General features: G+C 46.2%; 8 protein-coding genes. 2 read left to right on the top strand and 6 right to left on the bottom strand.

The window, feature by feature from the left end; all coding sequences use genetic code 11:
• Window positions 1-62: 62 nt before the first annotated feature.
• Complete coding sequence (locus G3570_RS05305) at window positions 63-3,272, bottom strand: S41 family peptidase (protein ID WP_165140040.1); 3,210 nt, start codon at window positions 3,270-3,272, stop codon at window positions 63-65.
• A gap of 106 nt (window positions 3,273-3,378) precedes the next feature.
• Window positions 3,379-6,015 (bottom strand): M14 family metallopeptidase, encoded by a 2,637-nt coding sequence (locus tag G3570_RS05300; RefSeq protein ID WP_249066723.1) that lies wholly within the window; start codon window positions 6,013-6,015, stop codon window positions 3,379-3,381.
• A gap of 257 nt (window positions 6,016-6,272) precedes the next feature.
• On the opposite strand from G3570_RS05300, the gene G3570_RS05295 reads away from it, so the two are divergent.
• Together G3570_RS05295 and G3570_RS05290 are read left to right on the top strand one after the other, a co-directional pair.
• Entirely contained in the window at window positions 6,273-7,223 is a 951-nt protein-coding gene (locus G3570_RS05295) for a threonine ammonia-lyase (RefSeq protein WP_249066721.1), read from the top strand.
• Between the two features lie 86 nt (window positions 7,224-7,309).
• On the top strand, window positions 7,310-8,476 hold the full coding sequence (locus tag G3570_RS05290) for an FAD-dependent oxidoreductase (RefSeq protein ID WP_165140036.1): 1,167 nt from the start codon (window positions 7,310-7,312) through the stop codon (window positions 8,474-8,476).
• A 34-nt stretch (window positions 8,477-8,510) separates the two neighbouring features.
• On the opposite strand, the gene G3570_RS05285 is transcribed toward G3570_RS05290, so the two are convergent.
• From G3570_RS05285 to G3570_RS05270, 4 genes are all read right to left on the bottom strand, one after another.
• Window positions 8,511-8,849, bottom strand: a complete 339-nt coding sequence (locus G3570_RS05285) for a ribbon-helix-helix domain-containing protein (RefSeq protein WP_165140034.1) — start codon at window positions 8,847-8,849, stop codon at window positions 8,511-8,513.
• A 6-nt stretch (window positions 8,850-8,855) separates the two neighbouring features.
• On the bottom strand, window positions 8,856-9,242 hold the full coding sequence (locus G3570_RS05280; protein WP_165140032.1) for a MerC domain-containing protein: 387 nt from the start codon (window positions 9,240-9,242) through the stop codon (window positions 8,856-8,858).
• A 327-nt stretch (window positions 9,243-9,569) separates the two neighbouring features.
• Window positions 9,570-11,531 (bottom strand): aconitate hydratase, encoded by a 1,962-nt coding sequence (locus G3570_RS05275; RefSeq protein ID WP_165140030.1) that lies wholly within the window; start codon window positions 11,529-11,531, stop codon window positions 9,570-9,572.
• Between the two features lie 99 nt (window positions 11,532-11,630).
• On the bottom strand, window positions 11,631-12,494 hold the full coding sequence (locus G3570_RS05270; RefSeq protein WP_165140028.1) for a sensor histidine kinase: 864 nt from the start codon (window positions 12,492-12,494) through the stop codon (window positions 11,631-11,633).
• Between the last annotated feature and the right edge of the window lie 113 nt (window positions 12,495-12,607).

Raw genomic sequence — 12,607 nt, 5'->3', positions numbered from 1 at the left:
ACTTGCCTGGTTTAGATACGTGTAGCACACCTTGGAGGTGTGCTACACGTATTGAATAACGCTTACTCGCTGTCGATTTGTTCAAGCAATACCTCTACTGCCCTTCTCAGCTGCGGATCTTCTCCTTTGGCTTTGCTGTCGGGAGCATTATCAACGGTTACATCCGGATAGGCCGGACCGTTTTCCATATTCTTGTCGGTAGCCTTGACGTACCAGGCACGGAACGGCATTCTCACGAAGGACCCGTCCAGCAAGCCCATTCCGCCGGTTGAAATAACCGCGCCGAAGGTAGGCATACCCACAAGCTTGCCCACGCCCAGAGTTTTAAAGGCATGAGAGAATATCTCTGCATTCGAATAGCTGCTCTCATTGGCCATAGCTACCGATGGCTTGGTCCACCAGGAAAGCGGCAAACGCTCACTGAAGGGATAGTACTCCCTGAATTGTTCGTGATTCTCATCCAGGTCTGGCGTGGCTCCCCGCGGAACGGTGTAGGCGTGCTGTTTTACATTAAGCACTGTCATCAGGTAGTCGGTGGTCCACCCGCCGCCATTCCAACGAACGTCGATAACAATACCCTCCTTATCGTGTCCCTGGGCCATCAGTTCACGTTCAAAACGTTCAAAACTGGGCCAGTTCATACCTTCAACGTGAATATATCCAAGGCGTCCGTTAGAATACTCCTCGGTAAGTTTTTCGCGGGAATCGATCCACTCTTCATAGAGTTCGTCGCTCAGACTGTTTGTAGGTCTGATAACCACTTCCCGGGATTCGCCATCGCTATTCTGAACCCGAAGCAGTATTTGCTCGGAGGCATCATTTACAAAATAAGAGTAGAAGTTAGTACCGCTGCTGATTGGCAGTCCCTCTACGTGGGTGATTAGTTCTCCTTCATAGAGTTTGCTCTGCTCCCTATCTGCGGGACTATTTTTTACCACCTTGGTGATTCTCACACCATTGTCAGCGGGTTCTACTCCGATACCCAGTAATCCCGTTCGCTCATTCTGGGTCTCTTCCGGATTTGATCCATATAGACCCATATGGCTGGCATTCAGTTGCCCCAGCATCCAGTTGAACATATAGCGGAAATCCTGACTGGTGGAAGCGGCCAATGCCCATGGCTTGTATTTGTCTCTGAGAGCATCCCAGTTGTCCCCATGAAATTCCGGATCATAGAAGCCCTGGTTTAGCGCACTCCAAGCCTCTTCAAATACCTGTTTGTTCTCTTCTTCATGATTGATCACCATGGAAGCACGGAACGGCAGGGGTGTAAAGTCACCACCGGGATCAACCTCGAAAAAACTGCCGCGTTTCAATGCATAGAGTTTTTTACCATCAGGCCCGAGGGTGAGTCCGTAGGGATTCTGTCCGTCTTGTGTCAGCTGCTTCGATTCTGATCGATCGAACTTGATGCTAAATAAATCGCTGCCGTCAGCTGCGGGATCATTTGCCGTAAAATAGAAGGTCTCCCCGTCTTCCGAAATTACCAGGTTGCTTTCATTACCCGGCATGGAAGTAACCTGCCAGAGACGTTCATGTATATTTTCAAAGTCAATTTGAATAGGTTCAACTTCTTTTTTCTCCTCTTCCTCTTCTGACTCTTCTTCCTTCTCTTCGCTATCAAAGTAATAGCCCTCTTCACGGTCCTCTTCAGTCTTAAGCCAGTCTTCTTCGGTCAACCAGGCGAACCATATGTCATAGTCTCCGTTGTTCCGGCTCGACATAAAACCTAGCTTGGAACCGTCCCTGCTCCATACAGGATTATAATCTCCTTTAGGATGCATGCTAACATTCACCGGATCCATGCTGTTGTCTGCAGCGTGAATATAGATTTCACTGTTGAAATAAAGGTCGTCAAGCGAGTATGCAAGCCATTTGCTGTCGGGACTCCAGGATATACCACCCGGCGTTGACCAACCGTCAAGAAGTGTTTTCCGGTTGGTGAGTTCTCCGTCATTACTGATATCGGCAGTAATCAACGTACCTCGTCCGACCTGGTAGACAATTTTTTTACCGTCCGGAGAGATAATAGGATTCATCTCATCCCCTTCCGTATTCGTTACCCGGATCAGCTCATGTTTCAGGCTTTTAAAAATATCCGGTTTATTCTCATCTGAAGACCGTGCCAGATAAATATCATACTGCCCGTTTCGATCGGAAGTAAAGACTACGGTAGAATCATTGAGCCAGCTAACGGAACGGTCGCGATAAGGATGATCTGAAAGATTGACTGATTTTTGTTTCTCCTTATCGTTTTCCCTCACAAATATCTCACCCCTGATGGTCATCGCTGTATATTTGTCATTTGGTGAAACCTCATATCCTTCTATATCGCCGGTGAAGGTTTCATGCTCGGTAGGATAAAACCGGTAATCGGAAGAGAGTGCAATGTTCAATTTGGAAGGATTACTTGCCCCTTCTGCAAGAGTATAGAGCGCCGTTTTCTGTTCAAAAACCAGATTCCCATTACCGGCTACATCAAAATGCCGGACTCCATCTTCCTCAAAGTTCGTCCTGGCTACAGGTGTACCGCTGGCAGTACCATTGGAACTGATATTCTGTTCGTAAATATTATACCGACCGGAACGGGCACTGATAAAATACAAAGTACCATCATCTTTCCATCGAGGCAGGAAATCATTAACCGAGTTATCGGTCAGCTGCATATAGGTATCTTCACGAGTATCATGAATCCAGATATCCAGGTCGGCAGGACCGTTATACTCTTCTCGTGATATTCTACATGAACCGCGTACAAAAGCGACATACCGCCCGTTCGGCGACATTGATGGCATATCACCTACGGCATTTAAGAAACGAGTAGGTGTGCCGCCATCAGAAGATACGTGCTGTATTTCTGAATCCCACTCTACCTGCTGGAAAGTGCGGTTACTGGTAAAGAGCAACCGATCATCAGAAGTCCAGTCCCAGAGGTCGTCTCCACCTGAATAATAGGTTATTCTTTCGGACTGGCCACCCTTAGCAGGTATTACGAAAATGTCATCGTTGCCGAACCGGCCTGCTGAAAAGGCTATCGACTCACCATCCGGACTCCATCGGGGAGCGGACTCGTAAGCTTCATGTACGGTAAGCCTGCGTGCTTCACCTCCATTGTAGGGTACAGTCCATATATCACCCTGGTAGGAAAATGTCACCATAGTTCCTTCAGGATTTATGGCCGGCTGGCGTGCCAGAATAATTTCATCTTGCGCCTGAAGCGATTGGAGACCCGATAAAAGTAAAAAAGCCACTATCGAAACGAGATACTTCATAATGTAACTGGTTTTAATTGTTAATTAAGTGATACACCACAGATAATGATTGGGAATTTGTGAGCGTATCCGAATAAACTGTTTTCTTGAGTGTAATAGTTATAATCTATAAATCATGTAACAGCATGACCGCATTCTGCATCATGCGCGCAGGCCCGACCCAGAACATCCGGTATTGAGTATTATCAAGGAGGAACACCACTTTACCGGAACCCATTTCCGCCACTCCCGCAAAAGCATTACCTGCCGCTTTTTGCAAGTTTTTCTGTGAAGCATAACCTGATGCAAGCAAACTGCCGGCATCTTTTTGATAATAACCTACTGTTTGCCAATCGGTACTCGGTACCAGTGCTTCATCAGAAAACTTAAGGGAATACAACCGGTTATCCAGGCCAAAAGCAAGTGGGTTGGAGTCATCAATAATACTTTTGAAAGCTGACCCGGGTATGCGCTTCAATCCGGAGCTATCTTCCCGGGCTTCATAACGGGTATAGGCTTCAGGTTCTATGCCCTCTTCCCGGTCCTCTCCCTTGTCATCCATTTCAGCCAGTGATACTCCGGTAAATCCGGATCGATTTTTCGCAAGGAATTCTGCCGAACTCTCTGTTGCCACCAGCGTACCGCCGGCTCTGACCCAGCTTTTCAACTTCTCCTGAGCTGTGGAATCCAGCAATGAAGATAGTCCCCGGGCTCCGGGCATAATGATCACATCATATTCATTGATATCCATATAAAGTAACCGTTCGCTACGTATTCTTGAGATGCCGAATTCGGTCCATCGGTCAAAGAGAAACCAGATCTGTCCTGCTGTGTACGATCGGAACGGGCTATCGACCATCAGTGCAACCTTCGGTTTCTTGACGGGATCGCTGTCCCTTGAGGCAAGGTCAATGCCTTCATCCATTCTTCCTGTATCAAAACCAACGATTTGAACCTTTGCCTCTTCGGCAATACGCTGCATATCGGCTCCCATTTCACCTTTCTTACTGTAGTTACGTCCTACCAGTACAATGAGACTACCCTCTCCATAAGTTCTGCCTTCGTAGGTAAAGGTCTCCGTAGCGCTGCGAACCCTGTATCCGGCCTCCCAGAGTTTTGCAAGTGCATTAGGAGCATAACGCTGATCCCAGTCGATGACGAAAGCATACTCTGCACCGGAATTTTCCAGCCCATAAGGATAAGCCGGTGAATTGGTAATCCGCTCAGTCAAAACATCCAATTCATCTTCCGTCCATGCCGCATCCAGATTATAAGCCAGCGGTGCTGACCAGGTTGACATGTCGTACATCACCGAATCCCTGATCGTCAGCTGTCGCTTCATCAAGGTATTGATAAAGATGTGCCTGGGCTGGTCGGTCTTGATGATAAAATCACCGCTGTTAAAACTCCTCTGTACCGACTCTCCATTCCAATAACCAAAAGCGTCGCGAAGCCTAAAGTTTTCCCGGGCTCTTTCCACTTCAACCCCGTGTTTCAGCATGATGTCAATCAGCTCATAGGTATAGTCGCTGTCGTTATCAGGAATGATGTATGCCTCTGTCTCGCCTTTCCTGCTCTCGGGTGAGAATGCATTTCTGAAATATCGAAGCAAGGCCTCCCGGTTTTCAACCGCGGTCTTTACCGTTGCCATAGAGTTGGTATAATGATCAAATATGCGCTGGCGAAGAGTCAATACATACCCATCTTCCGTTTCTACCGCACGGCCACCGCGACTGTGCCCGCCTTGTTCAGCCAGCATGCCGATACCCCCCATAGTACTGGGATACGATGAGCCGTAACCGGGATAGAAAAAGTCAAAAGCCTCCCGCGTGGCATAATTGATATTATGCTCATCAAACTCTGCTATAGTACCTCGTCCAAAAACATCGGCCCACTTTTCGTAGTCATCGGGCAACTCATAGTTGCGGGGAGTAGTACCCGGCATGGTAAAATAATTGCTATTAAAACCCTGCTCGTGCAAATCAAGATGAACTTGCGGGAGCCATTGCTGGTAGACGGCCACTCTACCCCTTGATTCGGGGTGCACTAGCCAGGTCCAGTCTCGATTGAGATCGAACCAGTAATGGTTGGTGCGTCCGCCCGGCCATATTTCATCATGCTCATAATCTTCAGCATTCGTATTCAGCATGTTGCTTTTGGCGGATTTGTACCAGAATACGTAGCGATCTCTGCCGTCGGGATTGATCATCGGATCAATGATAGTGATAGCGCTTTCTCTCATAGAAGCAGTTTCCGTATCAGAGCCGGCTACCAGACGGTAGGCTGCCTGCATAGCTGCTTCGCTGCTGGAGGGTTCATTTCCGTGAACGTTATAACTCAACCAAACTGTAACCGGCTGGTTGCTGATCACCAGATCTGCAGCGGTGCTGTTCAGAGAGTCGGGATCGGACAGGCGCAGATTGTTATTGCGGAGCTGATCGATCAGTGCTTGATTCTTTTCGGATGTGATGACGGCATAATATAGGCCGCGCCCTTCATAGGTTTCACCGTACTTATGAAAGGTGATGCGATCGGAAAGTTCATCCAGCCGCTGAAAATAGCGCATTACATCGGAGTGCAAAGTAAAAGAGCTTCCCAGCTCGTAACCCAGAAACTCTTCGGGTGAAGGGATCTCCGAATCGTATGTTATATCGGAATCAAATTCGAAGGTCCGCTCCTGGGCGGAAAGGGTTGTGGAATAAGAAAAGAGGATTAAAAAAAGAAGGGTTACTGCTGAAAACCGGAAGCTGCTGTCATGCATCATGATAATCTACGAGTTACATTATGAATCTATCATGCTAAGGGTAATAAATCCTGAGGTAAAATGGAGTAAAAATCTTGGTACCCCATATCTAAAAATTCACTGGTTATTTCACAGAGGTATTCAGAGAAGCTCAGAGTTGCACAGAGTGTTTATGAAACAACAGTTAGCAACTATGCGGGTTAATTATTTTATTGATGCTCATTGATTATCATGCTAAATGTATTTTTAATTTTAAATACCAATCAGGTAATATCACTTTGAACCTTCCTACCCTATCCGATATACAACAAGCAGAGAGTCGCATTAGAGAAGCCGTACACCGCACCCCGGTGTTACGGAGCCGTCAGGTTGATGAGCGAACAGGATGCCGGGTTTACTTCAAGTGTGAAAACTTTCAGCGGGTTGGAGCCTTTAAATTTCGCGGGGCAAGCAATGCTGTATTTTCCCTCTCTGAAGAAGATTCTAAAAACGGTGTGGCTACCCACTCTTCAGGCAATCACGCCCAGGCTATAGCACTGGCGGCAAAAATGAAAAATATTCCCGCCTACATTGTAATGCCTGAAAACAGTCCGGAAGTTAAGAAACGAGCCGTAGCCGGATATGGAGCAGAAATAACCTTCTGCGAACCAACCCAACAGGCACGGGAAGAGACTTTAGAAAAGGTAGTTGAAAATACAGGATCAACGTTCATCCATCCCTACAATGATCCGCGAATTATTGCGGGACAAGGTACTTCGGCACTAGAGTTGCTGCAAGACTACCCGGATACCGAAATTATTCTGGCGCCCGTCGGTGGCGGGGGACTTGCAAGCGGAACCGCTATTGCCGCTTGCGGTATGAAACCTGAGGTCAAGGTCATCGGGTGCGAACCGGAAATAGCAGATGACGCCTATTTATCCTTTAAAACAGGAGAATTGCAGCCCTCAAAAAATACTCAGACCGTTGCCGATGGTCTCAGAACCGGACTCGGTGAACTGACCTTTGCCTGTCTTCAAAAACATCTCCATAGTATTGTTACCGTAAGCGAAGAAGAAATTGTTAGCGCCATGCGCTATATCTGGGAAAGAATGAATATTATTATCGAGGCATCTTGTGCGGTACCGGTTGCAGCCCTGTTTAATGATAAGATCGAAGATGTGAAAGGGAAAAACGTGGCCATTATTATTACCGGCGGAAATGTTGATCTGGATCATTTACCCTGGGAATAATTGAACACTGAAAACGCAGGTTAAACTGATTTAAATATGTTGACTCAGTTAAAAAATCTGTGTTATAAGTACACTAAAACATAACAATGAATAACCGTACCATCATTATTGGCGGGGGTATTAGTGGGATAACCACCGCCCTTTGTTTGCAATTGCTGGGATATGAAACCGTCGTGTATGCTGAACAGCTTGTAACGGAGGAGGCACCGGAAGATCCCAAGTTTGCCAGCCTTTACCCGGCAGCATCCATAATACCACACTCTGTTAGGTCAGAAAAAATGGACCGAATCTTCCCCCTATCGCAACAGATCTTTGAGTTTTTATTTGAAGCCGGTGTACAGGGTATCAAAATGCACCGTCATTTTGAAATCTTTGAAGAGCAAATAGACGAACCCGCATACGCAGGGTTCTTAAAAAACTACGAACGAGTTGACCGAAAAACTTCAGGAGTCCCGATGCGAAAGAACTCGGGTACTGTTGCCGGATGGGCATTCGACAGTCTGTTCACAGAATGGCCCATTTATATTTACCGGCTTTACGAAAAGTATCGTGAGTGGGGCGGTAAGATCATCCGCAAAAAAGTATCCGCTGAAGAGATTTCAGCTCTGGAAGGCGACGTAATATGCAATTGTACCGGAATCTGGAGTTCGGAGTTATTTGAAGAAACCGAACCTTTGCTGGTTTCAAAGGGACATCTGGTCTATCTGAAAGATGCCCCTCTTATTCAAGATTCGAACGGTCTGATCCCTTCCTACAACTATACTGCAGGCAGTAGTGTCTATTCGGATCCCTCAGGTAATGCTCTTGATGTATATTTTTATCCCAGATCGAACGGTTGGATTCTGGGCGGAAGCAGGTTGGAAGGCGAAGTTGACCGGTACGGACGCTGGCAGGGAAAGGAGTATGAAGGAGAAACGGTTTTAATCGACGGAGTCAAAATACCCCAACCTATCTATGAGCTGAACCGTGAAATCATACAGGAAACCTACGATTTGAATCTGGATGATTTTTCGGAGGTCAAAACCAAAATCGGTTACCGATATGTGCGTACCAGGAACAAGCCGGGTATACGACTGGAGTCTTCCCAAGAGCACGGTAAAAAAATCATCCACAATTACGGACATGGCGGAGCAGGAGTAACCCTATCATGGGGATGTGCCCTATACATTGCTGGAATGCTAAAAGACGATATCAATAATCTGGAAGAACTTGCCCGGGAACTGAAAAATAATCTTCAAAAACGGCTCATTTAGTTTTAATACACAAACGTAAAGATGTAAGACCAGATTAGACAGTAAACTGTTTCTCGGCACAGTCGGGACAATCCAGCCAGTTTTCGGAAGGTATTTTGGGCAGTGCAGATGGACTGTTACCGCGTTCAAACACCGGTCGGTAAAGAATTTCACCGTCTGAGTGCGACTCCCCGCAACCGTGGCAGTTCACTTCTCCGTCCACTTTATTTGGCGTGTATCCGGTAATAACCCACCCTTGATGGCCGGTATGAGCAGCCAGACTTTCCAGTGCAGCCCTCACCGTCTGTGATTTATTGCCTTCGTAGAACTTTTTGGCGAGATCCTCCAGCAAATGTACAGTATCCTGGTCAAGAGTAAAGTTCAGACGTTTCATGAATACCTATGATTTGTGTTTGTTTTTGTGATACAGGAAATTCAGCCAGTGACCTCTTACCAGCAATGCACTACCCACCAGCGTGACACCGGCTTCTCCCCAATCACCCAGGAAATCGTGCAGCATCCAGGCAAAGCCCACCACAAATAAACCCAATAACAGGTACTTGCCTATGGTACCTAAATAGTTTTTGCCTTTGAGGGCAAATAAAACAGTGGGTACTATAAGGATGAAGAGTATGGGGTGCGTCCAGTCATGAATTGATTCAGCCGCGGGCCAGAGTGGCAGCAATGCTATGGCGACCGGAAAAAACAGGCAGTGAATGGCACACAATCCGGAAATCCCTATGCCGAGACGATCCCAAAAAGCCGCCGAAGTATGGTTATTACTCATTAAATATCAGGTGTTCAACTACTAACTATTGATGTGTATTAATATACACACTATAAGTTAAAATCGGAACCCCGATTCAATGGATTATTGATTAAGCTTGAACTCTATTCCACATCACTCATTTGTGATACTCGCTAGTAACCCGGCACGTGGTGAACAGAATCAGTGAAAAGTAGATACCGGCAGTTGAAATTAGCGCCATAAGTATGGAACTCAATGACGTATTTATTCATGTATAGTCCATCATAAGCGACTTGTTTTAATTTAAAATAGTGGAATTAAAAAAAGCCCCGGTTCACACCGGGGCTTTTAATCTTAACTAAATTATTAGCTGGCTTTCTTAGCCTTAAAGCGATTAATCACACCACCATAAAGCAGTGCTTCTTTCTGCCTCTTGCTGAAGGTGTGTTTCACGGTATACTGGTTGCCTTTGGTTTTATTCGTGATGACAATATCCTCATCGTTTTCGATGGCACCGCGAATATCATTAACAGCAAGTACGTCACCCTGATCGATATCCTCGTAATCCGCATCGCTTTCGAATTCTAGAGGTGGAATACCGAAATTGATCAGGTTTTGCCATCCAATTCTGGCATAGCTCTTGGCGATGACCGCTCGTTGACCCAGGTATCGTGGTGCAATAGCCGCGTGCTCACGACTGGATCCCTGGGCATAGTTCTCACCGGCAATGACTACATGTCCGCCGTGTTCGTTTTTAGCTTCCATGGCGCGATCGTGAAAATTCTTATCAACCACGTCTAGCGTGAATTTGCTGATCTCGGGGATATTGCTGCGGAAAGGCAGCACTTCAGCACCGGCACGAAGTATCTCATCGGTGGAAATATCATCACCCATCTTAAGCAAGACCGGTACTTCAAAATCTTTCAGCTCATCGAAGTCCGGCATGCTGGAAATGTTCGGTCCTTTCTTGATCTCTCCGCGCTCACTCTTCGGTTTGGGTGGCGTGAGCATCTCGGTGTTGACAACCAGGTTTTGGAGGTGCTCAAATTTCGGATACTTCATATGAAACAGCTCTTCCAGGTCCCTGGGATCGGTAATTTTTCCGGTCAGTGCTGAAGCAGCAGCTGTTTCCGGACTTACCAGGAATACCGAATCTTCGGGTGTCCCGGATCGGTCGGGGAAGTTTCTGGGTACTGTTCGAAGGCTGTTCTGTCCGGATGCAGGTGCTTGTCCCATACCTATACAGCCATTACAACCGGCCTGGTGAATGCGCGCACCCGATTGTACCAGGTTGAACATGACATCGTTCTTCACCATGTTCTCAATGATTTGCCGTGAAGTGGGATTGATATCAAAAGAAACATTATCGTTCACCGTTTTGCCTTTTACGATCTCTGAGGCAATCCAGAAATCACGATACCCGGGATTGGCAGACGATCCGATATAAGACTGATAGATATCCTCTCCTTCAACTTCTCTGACAGGGACCACATTGCCCGGACTGCTGGGAAGTGCAATCAGAGGTTCGACATCATCCAGAATAAGTTCTTCGTACTTATCGTATTCAGCCCCTTCATCAGCAAGCAGCTCAACGAATTCATCCCCCCTGCCCTGTGATTCCATAAATCTGCGTATCTCGCCGTCGGCAGGAAAGACGGTACTGGTAGCACCCATCTCCGTACCCATGTTGGCAATTACATGTCGATCCATGGTATCGAGATTTTTCAGTCCCTCTCCAAAATATTCAATGACATAACCGGTGGCACCGTCAACATCATAGCGTCGCAGCATTTCAAGGACCACATCCTTGGCACTGACCCAGTCAGGAAGTTCTCCTTTAAGTTCCACGCCAAGTACTTTCGGCATCTTTATGTACAATGGTTCACCGGCAATGGCGAAAGCAACATCAAGGCCCCCGGAACCGATGGCCAGCATACCCATGCAACCGGAAGCAGGTGTATGGCTGTCAGAACCTGCCAGTGTCTTTCCCGGTATGGCAAAACGCTCTGTTTCAATAGGGTGGCTTACTCCATTTCCCGGTCTGCTGAACCACATACCGAAACGTTCAGCAGCCGATTTAAGAAACACGTGATCATCAGGATTCTTGAAGTCGGTTTGAATTAGGTTGTGATCAACATATTGACACGAAAGTTCCGTCTCTGCTTCATCCAGACCCATAGCTTCTAGCTCCAGCATCACCATTGTGCCGGTAGCGTCTTGCGTTAGTGTTTGATCGATTTTTAGTCCAATTTCTTCACCCGGCTCCATTTTCCCATCAACCAAGTGGCTTTTAATAAGCTTTTCAGTGACATTTAGTGGCTTACTCATAGAATTCCCGAAATTTTTAATGATTATGCTGTCTGCTAGTCTATTATAATTTTATCTCGGCCCGAATCGTTTCGTTGCATCTAAGACGATTGCAAAGAATTAGTTTGAAATCTGATTCGCAAGCGGCATCTCAGGAAGTGACATGTTTTCGTAGGTATCGGAACTGTCAAAAGAAACGGAAAATTTAGAGATACCATCTTGCTCTCGCCATTCCGTATCTGCATGCAGCTGATCAATAAATAGGTTGAGCAATATGGATTCAATTTGATCTTCTCCCCGCAGTTGCGAAAGAATGGTAGAAGGTACCACATCAAAGCCGATCTCGAAAGTTACCTGCCCTGAATCACTTTGGCTTAGGCTGACGGTGATGTAGTTGAGCTCCTCAAGGTTTCCGTTCATTCTCAGCTGCGAAAAGATCTCGTTGACCATCAGGCCAAAAGGAACCGCTTTATCAATTTTCAAAAAGCTATCGCTAATGTTTTTCTTGATCCTGAATTGCGCGCCGCCGGGTTCGTTCAGGGATATGACGAGATGATTTAAAAAATCATGAAAAGGCACGCTTGACATATCCCTGTTTTGATAGAAAAGCTCCTCTATATCGGCCAAAGAGTAAATGCGGTACTGTATTGATTTGAGAGCCCTGGCTTCATCCCTGTTATCGAGTTCGTCAATTTGCATCTCTATTAAACCGCATATGATGGAAAGATTATTTTTTACGCGGTGATGAAGCTCAGATAAGACCACCTGTTTCTCATTCAGTGCTTTCTTAATTTTATTTCTGCTTTTTACCACCTTTGAGGTACTCTTTTCGATCAACAGAAAAAGTAAAATCGAGGTAACTAATACAAAGAACCACCCCTTGTAGGTCTGCATCTCCATGAGCAGGGTGCTGTCGGTAGTTACCAACTGAAGCAGGCGATCACTAAAAAAAATCCAGATAACCGACAGTACGAAATAGCTCAAAGTAATCTTTAAACTATCTCGAACCGATATGGAGTCAAATTGCATATGACAATACTATATTGAATTCTCATCCAATATATAAAAAGTATGATCCCAAACCTTTACTAATTTGT

It is taken from the genome of Halalkalibaculum roseum (assembly GCF_011059145.1).
In the GTDB taxonomy this organism is placed as follows: Bacteria; Bacteroidota; Rhodothermia; order Balneolales; family Balneolaceae; genus Halalkalibaculum; species Halalkalibaculum roseum.
The sequence above is the reverse complement of the archived record's forward strand: the minus strand, read 5'-3'. Positions and strand labels throughout refer to the sequence as shown.